This window comes from Pseudomonas sp. 008 (assembly GCF_016861935.1).
In the GTDB taxonomy this organism is placed as follows: domain Bacteria; phylum Pseudomonadota; class Gammaproteobacteria; order Pseudomonadales; family Pseudomonadaceae; genus Aquipseudomonas.
Genome location: NZ_BOMA01000001.1, coordinates 993,855 through 1,011,201, shown reverse-complemented (window position 1 = coordinate 1,011,201; position 17,347 = coordinate 993,855). Strand labels below are relative to the sequence as shown.

The following is a 17,347-nucleotide window of genomic DNA, read 5'->3' as shown; positions in this document are numbered from 1 at the left end:
AGCGTGTGATGCGCTGGATGCTGTTGTTGTTCATCTGTGTGAGCCTGCCGACCCTGGCCGATCCCGATTACGCACTCAAGCCCCGACAGATTGCCGAAGACACCTGGCTGCTAGAGGGCCGCACCGATAACTTCGCCAAGAACAACGGCGGCAACATCGTCAACACCGCGTTCATCGTCACCGGGCAAGGGGTGGTGGTGATCGACACCGGGCCATCGAAGCGCTACGGCGAAGCCTTGCGCAAAGCGATTGCCGCAACCACCGATAAACCGGTGATCCAGGTGTTGCTGACCCATCACCATCCCGACCATGTGCTGGGCAATCAGGCCTTCACCGACGTGCCGATTGCTGCACTGGCCGGCACCACCGAACTGTTGCATCAACAGGGTGATGCGATGGCCGAGAACATGTATCGACTGGTGGGTGACTGGATGCGCGGCACCGAAGTGGTGTTGCCGACGCAGGTATTAATGCCTGGCGTGCAAAGTTTTGGGAACCACGATTTGCGGCTGCTGAGTCTGGGTGGGCACACCGGCGCGGATCTGGCTATTCTCGACCAGAAAACCGGCGTGCTGTTTGCCGGGGATCTGGTGTTTTATCAACGGGCCCTGACCACGCCGAACAGCCCGGGGTTGTCGGTGTGGCTGGCGGATATCGCCACGCTTCAGGGGCTGCCGTGGACGCTGATCGTCCCCGGTCATGGCCCCGTGGCAACGGACAGCAAACCGCTTGAGCAAATGCGCGATTACCTCTCCTGGCTCGATCAACTCATGCACGACGGTGCGGCGAACGGCAGCGACATGGCCGAGATGATCCGCAGCCCCATTCCTGAACGTTTCGCCGGGATCAACCTGAGCCGTTATGAACTGATCCGTAGCGTCAGTCATTTGTACCCGCGCTATGAGCGCGCGCGGATGACGCGGGTGGATTCCGGCAAGGATCAGTAGTCCATCTCAGATACGACGCATCCTTTGTAGCAGCTGGCGAAGCCTGCGTTCGGCTGCGCAGCAGTCGTGAATCCGGCCGACACGTTCTGCCTGATGTACTGCAAGCTCTGGTTTTACGACTGCTGCGCAGCCGAACGCAGCCTCGCGGGCTCGGCAGCTGCTACAGCCGAACGCAGGCTCCGCCAGCTGCTACAAGTGGTGAGCCTTCGTTGGTTGGCATCATCCGACCCGCTACCAAGGAACTAGAAATCTCCGCATTGCGGGCAATTGTTGCAAGGGCGGCGGCGCCCAAGAATCTGCACCAGACCGGGAAAATTTCCCGGGTATAACAAAAACCGCAGAGGTAGCCGTCATGACCCAACCCGCACGTCGCCAACCCTTCGTCTTGAGCGTGCTGCTCAGTGCCATGCTGTTGTCCGGCCAGGCAATGGCCGCAGTCTCCGATCAAGACATCCTCCAGGATCCGAAGAATCCGGAACAGGTCGTCACCAATGGCCTGGGCGTCCAGGGTCAGCGCTACAGCCCGCTGGACACCCTCAATGTCGACAACGTGAAAGACTTGCGCCCGGTCTGGGCCTTTTCGTTCGGCGGTGAAAAACAGCGCGGTCAGCAAGCGCAGCCGATGATCAAGGACGGCGTGATGTACATGACCGGTTCCTACTCACGGGTGTTCGCCGTGGATGCGCGCACCGGCCGCAAGCTCTGGCAATACGACGCGCGCCTGCCGGATGACATCCGTCCGTGCTGTGACGTGATCAACCGTGGCGTGGCTCTGTATGGCGACCTGGTGATCTTCGGCACTCTCGACGCCAAGCTCGTGGCCCTGAATAAAGACACCGGCAAAGTGGTATGGAGCAAGAAAGTCGCCGACCACAAGGAAGGCTACTCCATCAGCGCCGCGCCACTGGTGATCAACGGCAAACTGATCACTGGCGTGGCAGGTGGCGAGTTCGGGGTGGTGGGCAAGATCGAAGCCTACGACCCGAAAAACGGTGATCTGCTGTGGACCCGGCCAACGGTCGAAGGCCACATGGGTTACGTCTACAAAGACGGCAAGGCCGTAGAGAACGGCATCTCCGGCGGCGAAGCGGGCAAGACCTGGCCGGGCGATCTGTGGAAAACCGGCGGCGCGGCACCGTGGCTGGGCGGCTACTACGACCCGGAAACCAATCTGCTGCTGTTCGGCACCGGCAACCCGGCACCGTGGAACTCGCACCTGCGCCCTGGCGACAACCTTTATTCGTCCTCGCGCCTGGCGCTGAACCCGGACGACGGCACGATCAAATGGCATTTCCAGAGCACCCCGCACGATGGCTGGGACTATGACGGCGTGAACGAACTGGTGTCGTTCAACTACAACGAAGGCGGCAAGGAAATCAAAGCCGCAGCCACTGCGGACCGTAACGGTTTCTTCTACGTGCTGGATCGCACCAACGGCAAATTCATCCGCGGCTTCCCGTTCGTGGACAAGATCACCTGGGCCAGTGGCCTGGATAAAAACGGCCGGCCGATCTACAACGAGGCCAGCCGTCCGGGTGCGCCGGGTTCCGAGGCCAAAGGCAGTTCGGTGTTTGTAGCGCCGGCGTTCCTGGGGGCGAAAAACTGGATGCCGATGGCCTACAACCGCGACACCGGCCTGTTCTATGTGCCGTCCAACGAGTGGGGCATGGACATCTGGAACGAAGGCATCGCCTATAAAAAAGGCGCGGCCTTCCTCGGCGCCGGTTTCACCATCAAGCCATTGAATGAAGACTACATCGGCGTGCTGCGCGCCATCGACCCGAAAACCGGCAAGGAAGTCTGGCGCCACAAGAACTTCGCGCCGCTGTGGGGCGGGGTGCTGACCACCAAGGGCAACCTGGTATTCACCGGTACCCCTGAAGGCTTCCTGCAGGCGTTCAATGCCAAGACCGGCGAGAAAGTCTGGGAATTCCAGACCGGCTCCGGCGTGCTCGGCTCGCCCATCACCTGGGAAATGGACGGCGAACAATACGTATCGGTGCTCTCCGGCTGGGGCGGCGCGGTACCGCTGTGGGGCGGCGAAGTGGCCAAGCGCGTCAAGGACTTCAACCAGGGCGGCATGCTGTGGACCTTCAAGCTGCCGAAGGACCTGGTTGCCAAGCACTAACCCTGGCAACCACAACCTGAGTGGCGATGAATGAACTGTGGCGAGGGAGCAAGCTCCCTCGCCACAAAAGCCCGCTGACACAGCGGCGCCTTCTACTACCAAATAACGAGAGTCCCCCTGCCAACGGCGCATTCGTCTGGCAGGCGGGGCTCTCTACTATCGGTTCATCGCCTGTTGGCCTGACAGGCATCGACCCAGACAGAGGCCCATCATGATCTACGCACAACCCGGAACACCTGGCGCCATCGTTTCCTTCAAACCGCGCTACGGCAATTTCATCGGCGGCGAGTTCGTCGCCCCGGTCAATGGCGAGTACTTCACCAATACCTCACCGGTCACCGGTGAAGTGATCGCCGAATTCCCGCGCTCCAGCGCCGCCGACATCGACAAGGCTCTCGACGCCGCCCATGCCGCCGCTGATGCCTGGGGCAAAACCTCGGCGCAGGACCGCTCGCTGGTGCTGCTGAAAATCGCTGACCGCATCGAACAGAACCTGGAAATCCTCGCCGTCACCGAAACCTGGGACAACGGCAAGGCCGTGCGCGAAACCCTCAACGCTGACGTGCCGCTGGCCGCCGACCACTTCCGTTACTTCGCCGGTTGCATCCGCGCTCAAGAGGGCGGTGCCGCTGAAATCAACGAACTGACTACCGCCTATCATTTCCACGAACCACTGGGCGTGGTCGGGCAGATCATTCCGTGGAACTTCCCGCTGCTGATGGCCGCGTGGAAACTCGCCCCGGCCCTGGCTGCCGGCAACTGCATCGTGCTCAAACCCGCCGAGCAAACACCGCTGTCGATCATGGTGTTCGCCGAGCTGATCGCCGATTTGCTGCCAGCCGGCGTGCTGAACATCGTCCAGGGCTTCGGTCGCGAAGCCGGTGAAGCGCTGGCCACCAGCAAGCGCATCGCCAAGATCGCCTTCACCGGCTCCACCCCGGTGGGCGCGCACATCATGCATTGCGCTGCCGAGAACATCATTCCAAGCACCGTTGAGCTGGGCGGCAAGTCGCCGAACATCTTCTTCGAAGACATCATGAACGCCGAACCGCAGTTCATCGAAAAAGCCGCCGAAGGCCTGGTGCTGGCGTTCTTCAACCAGGGCGAAGTCTGCACTTGTCCGTCGCGGGCACTGGTGCAGGAATCGATCTACGAGCCGTTCATGGCCGAGGTGATGAAGAAGATCGTCAAGATCAAGCGCGGCAACCCGCTGGACACCGAGACCATGGTCGGCGCCCAGGCGTCCGAGCAGCAATACGACAAGATCCTCTCGTACCTGAAAATCGCCCAGGAGGAGGGCGCCGAACTGCTCACTGGCGGCGCCGCCGAGCGGCTGGAAGGCGACTTGTCCAGCGGCTATTACATCCAGCCGACGCTGCTCAAGGGCCACAACAAAATGCGCGTGTTCCAGGAAGAAATCTTCGGCCCGGTGGTGGGTGTCACCACCTTCAAGGACGAAGCCGAAGCCCTGGCGATCGCCAACGACAGCGAGTTCGGCCTCGGCGCCGGCCTGTGGACCCGCGACATCAACCGCGCCTATCGCATGGGCCGGGCGATCAAGGCCGGGCGCGTCTGGACCAACTGCTACCACCTGTACCCGGCCCACGCCGCGTTCGGTGGCTACAAGAAGTCCGGTGTCGGCCGTGAGAACCACAAGATGATGCTCGACCATTACCAACAGACCAAAAACCTGCTGGTGAGCTACGACATCAATCCGCTGGGGTTCTTCTAACCCCATAAGCACAGCACAAACCAAATGTGGGAGCGGGCTGATGTGGCGAGGGGGCTTGCCCCCGTTGGACTGCGGAGCAGTCCCCGGAACTTCAGGTTTTGGGGCCGCTTCGCGACCCAACGGGGGCAAGCCCCCTCGCCACATCAGCCCGTTCCCGCATTGGTTCTGTGTGTGCTTGAAGGCCTTGCAACACCCCCTACCAACGCACGCCGCCACCTCCTTCGAAAGTAGCATTCGGGCAGTTGGCGCCCCGTGCATTAATGGCTCTACCGGAATCGTCCGGCACAAGAAGAGGAATGACCCATGTGGCATAAACCCGCGTTTACCGATCTGCGCATTGGCTTCGAAGTGACGATGTATTTCGCCAACCGTTGATTGATCGCCCGGTCAGCCGTCGCGTTGGCCGGGCCTGCTTTCTGGAGCCTGCCATGCACATCCGCGTTCTCGGTTCCGCCGCCGGCGGCGGTTTTCCGCAGTGGAACTGCAACTGCCGTCAATGCGCGGCGATGCGCCGCGGCACCCTGCACGCGCAACGCCGCACGCAGTCGTCCATTGCCCTGAGCGACGACGGTGTGGAATGGATACTCTGCAATGCGTCACCAGACATCCGCGCCCAACTCGAAAGCTTCCCGACGCTACAACCGGCCCGCCGCGTGCGTGACACGGCGATTGCCGGCGTGGTCCTGCTGGACAGTCAGATCGACCATTGCACCGGCCTGTTGAGCCTGCGCGAAGGCTGCCCGCATTCGGTCTGGTGCACCGAGCGGGTGCATGAAGACCTGAGCAGCGGCTTCCCGTTGTTCACCATGCTCAAGCACTGGAACGGTGGTTTGCAGTGGCAACCGATCGAACTGGACCGTGAGCCGTTCAGCATCGCAGCCTGCCAACACCTGCAATTTCGCGCCATTCCATTGGTCAGCAACGCACCGCCGTATTCCCCCAACCGTGGCAACCCGCAGCCGGGGGACACCATCGGCCTGTTCATCGAAGACCTGCGCAACGGAGCATCGGTGTTCTATGCGCCGGGTCTGGGGCAGGTCGACGCCGAGGTATTGAGCTGGATGCAGCGCGCCGATTGCCTGCTGCTGGACGGCACGCTGTGGCGCGACGATGAAATGCGCGTATGTGAAGTCGGCCAGAGCCTGGGCCACGAAATGGGCCACCTGCCGCAAAGCGGCCCCGGCGGTATGCTCGAAGTGCTGGAGGGCTTCAATCGCCAGCGCAAGGTGCTGATCCACATCAACAACACCAACCCGATCCTCGACGAAGACTCGGCCGAGCGGGCGTTGCTGGAACGACGGGGGATTGAAGTGGCTTATGACGGCATGAGTATTGAGCTGTAGCGGACTGCCTCATCGCAGAACCCAACGGTTATTCCCCGGAGAACCGCAATGACTGACACTCCCATGACCCCCACTGAATTCGAAGCGGCCCTGCGCGCCAAAGGCGCCTATTACCACATCCATCATCCATTCCACCAAGCCATGTACGCCGGGCGCGCCACCCGCGAGCAGATCCAGGGCTGGGTCGCCAATCGCTTCTACTATCAGGTGAACATTCCCCTGAAGGACGCGGCAATCCTCGCCAACTGTCCGGACCGCGACGTGCGGCGGGAATGGCTGCAACGGATTCTCGACCATGACGGCGCCCCCGGCAGCGAAGGCGGTATCGAAGCCTGGTTGCGTCTGGGCGAAGCGGTGGGGCTGGATCGCGAACAAATTCTCTCGCAAGAGTTGGTGCTGCCGGGTGTGCGATTTGCCGTGGACGCCTACGTCAATTTCGCCCGCCGTGCTTGTTGGCAGGAAGCGGCCAGCAGTTCGCTGACCGAACTGTTCGCACCGCAGATCCATCAGTCTCGGCTCGACGCCTGGCCCAGCCATTACCCATGGATCGACCCGGCCGGTTACGACTATTTCCGTACGCGGCTGAGCCAGGCCCGGCGCGATGTCGAGCATGGTTTGCGCATCACCCTGGCGCATTACGTCACGGTCGAGGGCCAGCAGCGCATGCTGGAGATTCTGCAGTTCAAGCTTGATGTGCTGTGGAGCATGCTCGACGCGATGAGCATGGCCTATGAGCTGGACCGCCCGCCGTATCACACCGTCACCACCGATCGGGTCTGGCACCGGGGGATCGCCCTGTGAACGCGATCGAGCAGCAACCCGGCCCACCGTTGTGGCTGTTGGCGGAGCTGACCTATCGCTGCCCGCTGCAATGCCCGTATTGCTCCAACCCATTGGATTTCGCCCAACAGGGTGAGGAGTTGAGCACAGAAGAGTGGATCAGGGTGTTTCGCGAAGCCAGGGAGATGGGCGCCGCGCAACTGGGCTTTTCCGGTGGCGAGCCGTTGGTGCGCCAGGACTTGGCCGAGCTGATCAAGGCCGCGCGGGACATGGGTTACTACACCAACCTGATCACCTCGGGTATCGGCCTGACCGAACAGAAGGTCCGCGACTTCAAGGTCGCCGGACTGGACCACATCCAGATCAGCTTTCAGGCCGCCGACGAAGCGGTCAACAACATGCTCGCTGGCTCGCGCAAGGCCTTCGCCCAGAAACTGGCCATGGCCCGAGCGGTAAAAGCCCAGGGCTACCCGATGGTGCTGAACTTCGTCACCCATCGGCACAACATCGACCAGATCGCGCAGATCATCGAACTGTGCCTGGAGCTGGAGGCGGATTTCGTCGAGTTGGCGACCTGCCAGTTCTATGGCTGGGCCGAACTTAACCGCGTGGGCCTGTTGCCAACCCGCGAACAATTGCTGCGCGCCGAGCGCATCACCAACGACTATCGCCAGCGGCTTGAGGCCGAGGGCCACCCGTGCAAGTTGATCTTCGTCACCCCGGACTACTACGAAGAGCGCCCCAAGACCTGCATGAATGGCTGGGCCAACCTGTTTCTCGACATCACCCCGGACGGCACGGCGCTGCCTTGCCACAGCGCTCGCCAGTTACCGGTGCAGTTCCCCAATGTGCGCGAGCACAGCGTCGAACACATTTGGAACGACTCCTTCGGCTTCAATCGTTTTCGCGGCGACGACTGGATGAAAGAGCCGTGCCGTTCCTGCGATGAAAAACATAAGGACCTGGGCGGCTGCCGTTGCCAGGCATTCATGCTCACGGGGGACGCGAGCAACGCTGACCCGGTGTGCAGCAAGTCGCCGCACCACAGCGTCATCCTCAAGGCCCGGGACGAAGCCGACGCGCCGGGGCAGGGCATGGAACACCTGACCTTGCGCAATGAAAAGGCTTCGCGGCTGATCTATCGCGGATAAATTGCGAACGCGAAGCCCCCACCCCAGGCAGTTGCTACCCATTGGTCTGATTGCATTCGCAGCCGGATGCTTTAGTGTTGGCTTTACCTTTCAAAACAATAAAAACAGGCTTTCCAATGAGCCAGAATCTCAGTCAACTGCGTAAATTCGTTTCACCTGAAATCATCTTCGGTGCCGGCTGTCGGCATAACGTCGGCAACTACGCCAAGACTTTCGGTGCCCGCAAGGTGCTGGTGGTCAGCGACCCCGGGGTGATTGCCGCCGGTTGGGTTGCCGATGTCGAAGCCAGTCTGCAGGCCCAGGGCATCGATTACTTCGTGTACAGCGACGTTTCGCCCAACCCGCGGATCGAGGAAGTGATGCTCGGCGCCGAGCTGTACCGGGAGAATCACTGCGATGTGATCGTCGCGGTCGGCGGCGGCAGCCCGATGGATTGCGGCAAGGGCATCGGCATCGTCGTCGCCCACGGGCGCAACATCCTTGAATTCGAGGGCGTGGACACCCTGCGCATGCCCAGCCCGCCGCTGATCCTGATCCCGACCACCGCCGGCACGTCGGCCGATGTGTCGCAATTCGTGATCATCTCCAATCAGCAAGAACGCATGAAATTCTCCATCGTCAGCAAGGCTGCGGTGCCGGACGTGTCGCTGATCGACCCGGAAACCACCTTGAGCATGGACCCGTTCCTGTCGGCCTGTACCGGCATCGACGCGTTGGTCCACGCCATCGAGGCCTTCGTTTCCACCGGCCACGGGCCGCTCACCGACCCGCATGCGCTGGAGGCGATGCGGCTGATCAACGGCAATCTGGTACAAATGATCGCCAACCCCGGCGACATCGTCCTGCGGGAAAAGATCATGCTCGGCAGCATGCAGGCCGGGCTGGCGTTTTCCAACGCGATTCTTGGCGCGGTGCACGCCATGTCCCACAGCCTCGGTGGATTCCTCGATCTGCCTCACGGTTTGTGCAACGCGGTGCTGGTGGAACACGTGGTGGCGTTCAACTACAGCTCGGCGCCGGAGCGCTTCAAGGTGATCGCCGAGACCTTCGGCATCGATTGTCGCGGCCTGAACCACCGGCAGATCTGCGGACGTCTGGTCGACCACTTGATCGCCCTCAAGCATGCCATCGGCTTCCACGAAACCCTGGGTCTGCACGGGGTCAGCACGGCAGACATTCCGTTCCTGTCGCAACATGCCATGGATGACCCCTGCATCCTTACCAACCCGCGCGAGTCCAGTCAGCGCGACGTCGAGGTCGTCTATGGCGAAGCCCTCTGACGAACAGCAACGGGCGCTGACCGGGTTACTCGGGCTGGGCAATCACTCGGCGCGCAAGAGTCATTACCCGGAACTGGCCGCGCGCCTGGATGAACTGGAAGCCGAGCGCAACCGCTACAAATGGCTGTTCGAAAACGCGGTGCACGGGATCTTCCAGGCCAGCCTGCAGGAAGGCATGCGCGCCGCCAACCCGGCGCTGGCGCGGATGCTCGGCTATCACGACCCGCAGGAGGTGCTGTTTTCCCTGACGGACCTGGCGGGCAGGCTGTTCGTCGGCGGCGCGCAAGAGCTGGAAAGCATCGGCGAAATCCTCCAGCGCGAACGCAGCTTGCTGGGCTATGAAACCCAACTGCGGCGCAAGGACGGCACGGTCCTCGACGTGTTGATGAACCTGCTGCTCAAGCCGGATCAAGAAGGCTTGGTGGAGGGTTTTGTCGCCGACATCACCGAACGAAAACAGGCCCAGGAGCGTTTGCAACAGCTCAATGACCAACTGGAACAGCGGGTCACCGCGCGTACCAACGAGTTGCTGGAAGCCGCCGAAGCCTTGCGCGACGCCCGTGATGCCGCCGAAGCGGCCAATCGCAGCAAGGACAAATACCTCGCCGCCGCCAGCCACGACTTGCTGCAACCGCTCAACGCCGCGCGTTTGTTGATCTCGACCTTGCGCGAACGGCATTTACCCGACGTCGAACAGGTACTGGTGGAGCGCACCCATCAGGCACTGGAAGGGGCCGAAGACCTGCTCACCGACCTGCTGGATATTTCCCGGCTCGATCAGGCTGCGGTGAAACCGGACATCGCCCTGTACCGACTCGATGAATTGTTCGCGCCACTGGTTTCGGAGTTTCAGTCGGTGGCCGCGGCGGCCGGGTTGAACCTGCGGGTGCACATGGGTGATTACGCGATTCATACCGACTTGCGGCTGATGACGCGGATTCTGCGCAACTTCCTCAGCAATGCCTGCCGCTACACCGACGACGGCAGCATCCTGCTGGGGGCTCGGCGCCGGGGCAACGCGCTGCGAATCGAAGTCTGGGACACCGGGCGCGGGATCCCGGCGGATCGTCTCGACTCGATCTTCCTCGAATTCAACCAACTGGACGTTGGCCGCGCCGCCGATCGCAAGGGCGTGGGCCTGGGACTGGCGATTGTCGAACGCATCGCCAAGATCCTCGATTACCGGATTCAGGTGCATTCACTGCCGGGGCGCGGTTCGATGTTCAGCATCGAGGTGCCTATATCCCATGAGATTCCACTGCCGATCAGTCAGGCCGCACCGCAGCCGAGTACCGGCAACCCGTTGCCGGGCCGGCGCCTGTTGGTGCTGGACAACGAAGTCAGCATCCTTGAAAGCATGAGCGCGCTGCTCGGGCAGTGGGGCTGCGAGGTGGTCACCGCCACCGATGAGGCCACCGCGCTGGCGGCCTTGCAAGGGCAGGCGCCGGAACTGATTCTGGCGGATTACCACCTCGATCACGGGGTGGTGGGCTGTGAAGTGGTCCGGCATCTGCGCGAGCATTTCAGCCGGGCGATACCGGCGGTGATCATCACCGCCGACCGCACCGACCAGTGTCGACGCTCGTTGCAGCGGCTCGACGCGCCATTGCTGAACAAACCGGTGAAACCCGGCAAGTTGCGTGCGGTGTTGAGTCAGTTGTTGGCGTAGCGAGCCGATGAAAAGATCGCAGTCTGCGATCTTTTCATTCCGGTTTTGGCGGTGATTTGGTTCAGTGGTTGTACGCCGCCTCGGTGTTATCGATCAGCGGGTTCTTTTCGGTCAGCACGATCTGGGCAATCTGATCCTTGCGCATGAAGCTGACCTTCGGATAGGACTTGGCGTAACGGATGAAACGTTCCACCGCCTCGACCATCGCCGGGGTGCCGCCGATCCGGTCATGCAGGCTCACCGACATCATCCGCCGCCGGCTGGCGCCTTCGGCGTACAGGCGATCGAATTCCAGCACCAATTGCCGGTAGAACTGTTGCGCCGAGAAGTGCCGGCCTTCAATCAGCACGATGTCGTTGTTGCGCAGGGTGTATGGCACCACGGCGAATTTCTTGCCACGGACCAGTGTCACAAACGGCTCGTCGCGGCTGACGTCATCGATGTGATAGGTGAAGTTCAGATCCTGCAGCACTTTCAGGGTATTGGGGCTGCGCCGCAGCCAATTGGCGTTGTAGCCCACCGAGCGCTGGCCGGTGAGTTTCTGCACCGCCTCGACGCCGTCGCCGATGAAGGCCTTCTCTTGCTCGTAGCTCATGTTGTAGGAGTCGGCCCAGCGCATGCCATGGGCGGCGACTTCATGGCCGCGATCGGCGATCGCCCGCACCAGTTCAGGGTGTTTCAATGCCGCTTCGCCCACCACATGGGACGTGACCTTGATGCCGTTGCGGTCCCACAAGTCGAGCATCCGCCACAGGCCTTCCTTGTAGCCATAGTCGAACCAGGTCTGTGCCGGCATGTCCGGGTAACCCTTGGGCAATGGAGTGCCGGAGAACGGACTTTCGGCACCGTCGGGCTGGCCGCCGGTTTCGAATTGCATAGAGAACGAAATCACCAGTTGCGAGCCATCCGGCCACGGGCGTTCCTGGGCGAACGCGAGGGACGGCAGCAGCAGGGCGGCGGCCAGCAGATTTTTCAGCCAGCGGGGGGAGCGTTGCCAATGGGCAGTGGTCATAGGGGGCACCTTTTGAGTTGAACAGTGCCGTGAGGGTGTCATTTGGATTGCCCCGGAAAAATCCGCTACGGGCGAGAAGACTTTTAAACAGAATTTACGAATCCCGCCGAATACACAGTCCAGTGTGGGAGAAGTCCTGTGGCGAGGGGGCTTGCCCCCGTTGGGGCGCGAAGCGGCCCCTATTTTTTCCTGCATGTCGAGTTGTCTGAATTGCGACTGCTTCGCAGCCGAACGGGGGCAAGCCCCCTCGCCACAGGCTCGTGTTTGCAAGGGTGTGTTCTCCCCGTGATTTTGCGGCAAACTGACCACACTCCTTGAACCAAGGCCATCGAATGGATCACTACACCCCGCGCGACTGGCAGCCCCACGAGCGGCCCAGCCTGCCCGGATCGCCCTCGACGCCGTTGCACTCCAACCCCAGGCGGCTGGCCTACGCGCTGGTGGGTGTGTTGGTGGCGTTGACCGGTGGTCTCGGGAACTCGCTGGTGGTCGCCAACCTTCCGTACCTGCAAGGCGCGCTGGGCGCGACCACCGCCGAGATGGCCTGGCTGCCGGCGGCCTTTGTCATGACCAATGTGTCGATGAACCTGCTGCTGGTGAAGTTTCGTCAGCAGTTCGGCTTGCGGGCGTTCACCGAAGTGTTCCTGATGCTTTATGCGCTGGTGACCTTCGGCCATCTCTTCGTCAACGACCTGAGTTCGGCGATCGCCGTGCGCGCGGCCCACGGCATGGTCGGCGCAGCGCTGAGTTCGTTGGGCCTGTATTACATGATCCAGGCCTTCCCGGCGAAATGGCGGATGAAGGCGCTGGTATTGGGCCTCGGCACCTCGCAACTGGCCTTGCCCATGGCGCGGTTGTTCTCCGAAGACCTGTTGCAAATCGCCGAATGGCGCGGGCTGTACCTGTTCGAACTGGGCATGGCGCTGTTGTCTTTGGGCTGCGTTTTTCTACTGAAACTGCCGCCGGGTGACCGTTTCAAGACCTTCGAAAAACTCGACTTCCTGACCTTCGCCATCCTCGCCAGTGGCGTGGCCTTGCTCTGCGCGGTGTTGTCTTTGGGGCGGATCGACTGGTGGCTCGAGGCGCAGTGGATCGGAGTGGCCTCGGCGGCTTCGATCGTGTTGATCCTCACGGGCCTGGCCATCGAGCACAATCGCAGCAACCCGATGCTGATGACCCGCTGGCTCGGCAGCGGGGCGATGATTCGCCTGGCCCTGGCGGTGATCCTGATCCGCATGGTGACGTCGGAGCAGTCCACCGGCGCGGTGGGGTTCATGCAAGCGCTGAACATGAGCAGTCAGCAGCTGCACAGCCTGTATGTGGTGATGTTGATCGGCAGTATCGCTGGCCTTGCCACCAGCGCCCTGACCATCGACCCCAAGCACCTGATCATGCCGCTGAACATCTCCTTGGCGCTGATGGCGGTCGGTTCGGTGATGGACAGTTATTCGAACAACCTGACCCGCCCGGAAAACCTGTATTTCAGTCAGTTTCTGCTGGCCTTCGGCGGGACGTTTTTCCTCGGGCCGACCATGGTCTACGGCATGCGCAACGTGCTGTCCAGCCCGCGCAACCTGGTGAGTTTTTCGGTGCTGTTCGGTATCTGCCAGAACCTCGGTGGCCTGATTGGCGCGGCATTGCTGGGGACGTTCCAGATCGCGCGCGAGAAGTTTCATTCCAGCCACATCGTCGAGCAGCTGACCTTGCTCGACCCGCGTGTGGCGGCGCGGGTCCAGAGCGGCGGCAACGCGGTCGGCTCGATAATTGCCGACCCGAGCCTGCGCAACCTGCAGGGCATCCGTAGCCTGGCCGTCGCCGCCACCCGCGAGGCCAATATCCTGGCCTACAACGACGTGTTCATGCTGATTGCCGTGATCGCGGTGCTGACCATGATCTGGATTTCCATTCGCGCCCTGTGGCTGATGAGCACTACCCAAGCCGTCGCCCCGGCGCCTGCCACTCCAACCAAACAATCCAGCGGTGCCACTTCTTCATGACCGAACCGACCACCACGACCACCAACACTATTGCCGCCACCCCCGAAGGCGTGACGCCGCCATCCTCGCCGGGCTCTGAACCGCGCTCGCTGGGGGTGCGGATCATCTCGTCCCTGGGCTTTGCGGCGATTGCTCTCGTCGGTGTACTGATCGTGTTGTACGCCTGGCAACTGCCACCGTTCAGCAGCGCGGTCGAGACTACGGAAAACGCCCTGGTGCGCGGGCAGGTGACGATCATCGGCCCGCAACTCAGCGGTTACGTGTACGAAGTGCCGGTGCAGGATTTCCAGTTCGTGAAGGCCGGCGATTTGCTGGTGCGTCTCGACGACCGCATCTACAAGCAGCGTCTCGATCAGTCCCTGGCGCAACTGGCGGTGCAGAAAGCCGCGCTGGCCAACGTGGTGCAGCAACGCAACAGCGCCGAGGCGACCATCAAGTTGCGTCAGGCCGCCGTCGCCGACGCCCAGGCGCAGTTGCGCAAAAGTGAAGCGGATCTGCGCCGCAACAAAGAGCTGGTCGGTGATGGCTCGGTGTCGAAACGCGAGCTGGACGTGACCCTGGCCGCCAACGCCCAGACCGTTGCCGCCGTGGCGCAAGCCCAGGCCAATCTGGACATCGCCCGCCAGGATCTGCAAACGGTGATCGTCAATCGCGGCTCGCTGGAAGCGGCGGTGGCCAGTGCTGAGGCGGCGGTGCAACTGGCGCGGATCGACCTGTCGAACACCCGCGTGGTGGCGCCGCGCGACGGTCAACTCGGGCAGATTGGCGTGCGCCTCGGCGCCTACGTCAACTCCGGGGCGCAGCTGATGGCGTTGGTGCCGAACCAGTTGTGGGTGATCGCCAACATGAAGGAAACCCAGATGGACAACGTGCGGGTCGGCCAGCCGGTGAGCTTCACCGTCGATGCGCTGAACCACCAGAAATTCCACGGGCGGGTGCAACGGATTTCACCGGCCACAGGCTCCGAGTTCAGCTTGTTGCAGGCTGACAATGCCACTGGCAACTTCGTCAAGATTGCCCAGCGGGTGCCGGTGCGGATCAGCGTCGATGCCGATCAGGAACAGAGCGAACGGCTGCGGCCGGGGATGTCGGTGGTGGTGAGTATTGATACCGCTGCCGAAGGGGATCCCAGTACCCCTGACTAACGCATAACTCTTGTGGGGGGTGACCTGTGGCGAGGGGGCTTGCCCCCGTTTGAGTGCGTAGCACTCACAGGATTTTTGGTACAACAGAAACTTTGGGGCTGCTTCGCAACCCAACGGGGGCAAGCCCCCTCGCCACAGGTCGCTCCTACAGATGGGGTGTGATTCAGGGGGCGATCATTGGGGGCAGGGTGCCCAGCAGTGAAACCGCCGCCACCGCGCCGATCCCCAGTAACCATTCCAGCACAACGCTGGCACGCAGCAGGCCCGGGCGCTGTTGGCAATCCTCGATCCGCAACCGATTGAACAGCGCCAACCCCAGCATCGCGATCACCAGCACAACCTTGATCAACAGAATCAGCGCAAACCCGGACAGCAACGGCGTCGGCCAGAACACGCCGGTCAGTACACGCACGTTGATCAGGCCGGTCATCACCAACCCTGCCACCAACGCGTAACCGATCCCGCTGAAGCGTTGCAGTATTGCGCTCAAGGGATGATCGTCCGGTTGGCGCAGGATCATCACCAGCAACATCAACCCACCGAGCCAGGCGCCGACGCATGTCAGGTGAACAATCTGGTTGAGGATCAGCAGCCGGCCTTGCAGGCCATCGAGCATGGCGCCATGACCGACCGGGGCCAGGGTCGCCAGCAGCAGGCTGGCAAGGCTGATGCGCCAGGCCATGTTGGAACGCCAGGGCGTCAACAACAATGCCACGAGCAACAGATTGAGCAGCAGATGCCAGCGCCACACCTGACCGAAAAAGGTATTGCTCAGCACCAGGCCTAGCGTCGCCGGGTCGAATGCCGCCTCCGGGGAACTGGCCATGCTGGCGGTGATCAGCAGCAACCAGCCGACGCCGCTGAGTAACGCCACCACGCTGAGCCAGCGGGTCACTCGCGCCAGGGCCGTATCCAGCAACACCGTTTCGCGGCCCAACAGCAAAGGCCTGAACACCCAGGCCCCGAACAACATCAGCACCACGGTGAAATGCAGGAAGCGGCACAGCACCAGCGCATCGGTCATGAATTACTGACCCACCTTGAAGCGGTAGGCGCCTTCACTTTTATGGGTGTCGACCGACACGGCGTGCCATTCGACTTTGTAATCACCTGCGGCCAACGGCGCTGCCGGGGTGACGACCAGGGTTTTCTTGTCGCTGCCTTCGGTGGCGAGGCTTTTTACCGGTACGTCGGCACCGTCCTTGCTGATCGTCACTTTGGTGAATGTCGCTTCAACCCCTTCGGAAAACACCAGGCGCAGTTCCGTAGGCGCGCTCACCGTGCTGTCGGCCGCCGGGGTCTGGCTTTTCAGATGGGCGTGGGCAAACACCGATGAGGCGGCGAGCAGCGAGCCGAGCAGGGCAGTGGTGGTCAGGGCGTTCTTGAGCAGCATCGTGAAGACCTCAGCGGCAGGTTCAAAGTGGCGGGCAGTTTACCTGCCGCAGGGCCGCTGTACGAAGTTTCGTTTTCCCCTGTCGCCGCGACGTAGAGCGGATGCTAGTCTTGAGCAACGCTGTTGTCAGGGAGCCCTCATGGGCAATCACAAGATCGAGATTCGTCGCAGTAACGTCGAAAAAATCCTGTTGGCGGCCGAAAAGGTCTTCGCCGAAAAAGGCTTCGGCAGCACCGCCATGGCCGACATCGCCGCCGAAGTGCAACTGCCGCGCTCCAACCTGCATTACTACTTCAGCACCAAGAGCGAGCTGTACAGCGCGGTGCTCCTGGGTTTGCTGGAGGTATGGAAGCAGGACGCCCTGTGCTTCGAAATGTTCGACGACCCGCGCGTGGTGCTCAGCAGCTACATCCGCGCCAAGATGAACCATTCCCGCAGCCGGCCGTACGGTTCGAAAGTCTGGGCCAACGAAATCATCCACGGCGCGCCGACCCTGGGTGAGAAGCTGGACGCGAGCCTGTACGACTGGGCCAAGATGAAGGAAGCGAAAATTCGCCAGTGGGTGGAAGACAAACGCATCCTGCCGGTGGAGCCTTCCAGCCTGCTGTACATGATCTGGGCCTCGACCCAGCACTACGCCGACTTCGATCATCAGGTGAACATCTTGAATGATCATCAGCCGTTGTCGGACATGCAGTTCGAACGGGCGGTGCAGACGGTGACCAGTGTGATCTTGCGCGGGATCGGGTTGGAGCCGTAACCAGATCATT

General features: G+C 61.8%; 15 protein-coding genes. 12 read left to right on the top strand and 3 right to left on the bottom strand.

What is annotated here, in order from left to right; all coding sequences use genetic code 11:
* Nucleotides 1–8: 8 nt before the first annotated feature.
* The 9 genes from JUI81_RS04355 (at nt 9) to JUI81_RS04315 (ending at nt 11,030) form a co-directional block, all read left to right on the top strand.
* On the top strand, nt 9–947 hold the full coding sequence (locus tag JUI81_RS04355) for a quinoprotein relay system zinc metallohydrolase 1 (RefSeq protein ID WP_204123799.1): 939 nt from the start codon (nt 9–11) through the stop codon (nt 945–947).
* Between the two features lie 352 nt (nt 948–1,299).
* Nucleotides 1,300–3,075 carry a PQQ-dependent methanol/ethanol family dehydrogenase gene (locus JUI81_RS04350; protein WP_007937649.1) on the top strand — a complete coding sequence of 592 codons (1,776 nt, stop codon included), beginning with the start codon at nt 1,300–1,302 and terminating at the stop codon, nt 3,073–3,075.
* 211 nt (nt 3,076–3,286) lie between these two features.
* Nucleotides 3,287–4,807 carry an aldehyde dehydrogenase family protein gene (locus JUI81_RS04345; protein ID WP_019579394.1) on the top strand — a complete coding sequence of 507 codons (1,521 nt, stop codon included), beginning with the start codon at nt 3,287–3,289 and terminating at the stop codon, nt 4,805–4,807.
* A gap of 303 nt (nt 4,808–5,110) precedes the next feature.
* Nucleotides 5,111–5,182, top strand: coding sequence for a pyrroloquinoline quinone precursor peptide PqqA (gene pqqA / locus JUI81_RS04340; protein WP_081499480.1), 72 nt, complete (start codon nt 5,111–5,113; stop codon nt 5,180–5,182).
* A gap of 53 nt (nt 5,183–5,235) precedes the next feature.
* A complete protein-coding gene (gene pqqB / locus JUI81_RS04335) occupies nt 5,236–6,150 on the top strand; it encodes a pyrroloquinoline quinone biosynthesis protein PqqB (RefSeq protein ID WP_204123798.1) in 915 nt (304 codons plus the stop codon).
* 48 nt (nt 6,151–6,198) lie between these two features.
* On the top strand, nt 6,199–6,951 hold the full coding sequence (gene pqqC / locus JUI81_RS04330; RefSeq protein WP_019579392.1) for a pyrroloquinoline-quinone synthase PqqC: 753 nt from the start codon (nt 6,199–6,201) through the stop codon (nt 6,949–6,951).
* Entirely contained in the window at nt 6,948–8,081 is a 1,134-nt protein-coding gene (gene pqqE / locus JUI81_RS04325) for a pyrroloquinoline quinone biosynthesis protein PqqE (RefSeq protein ID WP_028940420.1), read from the top strand. The genes pqqC and pqqE overlap by 4 nt, the downstream gene beginning before the upstream one ends.
* A gap of 116 nt (nt 8,082–8,197) precedes the next feature.
* Nucleotides 8,198–9,361 carry an alcohol dehydrogenase-like regulatory protein ErcA gene (gene ercA / locus JUI81_RS04320; protein WP_028940421.1) on the top strand — a complete coding sequence of 388 codons (1,164 nt, stop codon included), beginning with the start codon at nt 8,198–8,200 and terminating at the stop codon, nt 9,359–9,361.
* Nucleotides 9,345–11,030, top strand: coding sequence for a NahK/ErcS family hybrid sensor histidine kinase/response regulator (locus JUI81_RS04315; protein WP_204123797.1), 1,686 nt, complete (start codon nt 9,345–9,347; stop codon nt 11,028–11,030). The genes ercA and JUI81_RS04315 overlap by 17 nt, the downstream gene beginning before the upstream one ends.
* Before the next feature lie 61 nt (nt 11,031–11,091).
* Here JUI81_RS04315 and JUI81_RS04310 read toward each other — a convergent pair whose 3' ends face one another.
* Complete coding sequence (locus JUI81_RS04310; RefSeq protein WP_204123796.1) at nt 11,092–12,042, bottom strand: polysaccharide deacetylase family protein; 951 nt, start codon at nt 12,040–12,042, stop codon at nt 11,092–11,094.
* A 332-nt stretch (nt 12,043–12,374) separates the two neighbouring features.
* Between JUI81_RS04310 and JUI81_RS04305 the strand changes: the two genes are divergently transcribed.
* Nucleotides 12,375–14,039, top strand: coding sequence for an MFS transporter (locus tag JUI81_RS04305; protein ID WP_204123795.1), 1,665 nt, complete (start codon nt 12,375–12,377; stop codon nt 14,037–14,039).
* A complete protein-coding gene (locus JUI81_RS04300; RefSeq protein ID WP_019579387.1) occupies nt 14,036–15,184 on the top strand; it encodes an HlyD family secretion protein in 1,149 nt (382 codons plus the stop codon). Before JUI81_RS04305 ends, JUI81_RS04300 begins: the two co-directional genes overlap by 4 nt.
* A gap of 163 nt (nt 15,185–15,347) precedes the next feature.
* Here JUI81_RS04300 and copD read toward each other — a convergent pair whose 3' ends face one another.
* Entirely contained in the window at nt 15,348–16,208 is an 861-nt protein-coding gene (gene copD, locus JUI81_RS04295) for a copper homeostasis membrane protein CopD (RefSeq protein WP_204123794.1), read from the bottom strand.
* Between the two features lie 3 nt (nt 16,209–16,211).
* The gene (gene copC, locus JUI81_RS04290; protein ID WP_204123793.1) at nt 16,212–16,577 is read right to left on the bottom strand and encodes a copper homeostasis periplasmic binding protein CopC; all 366 of its coding nucleotides are present in this window, start codon (nt 16,575–16,577) and stop codon (nt 16,212–16,214) included.
* A 139-nt stretch (nt 16,578–16,716) separates the two neighbouring features.
* Here copC and JUI81_RS04285 point away from each other — a divergent pair, with 139 nt between their 5' ends.
* On the top strand, nt 16,717–17,337 hold the full coding sequence (locus tag JUI81_RS04285) for a TetR/AcrR family transcriptional regulator (protein ID WP_007937670.1): 621 nt from the start codon (nt 16,717–16,719) through the stop codon (nt 17,335–17,337).
* Nucleotides 17,338–17,347 lie beyond the last annotated feature (10 nt).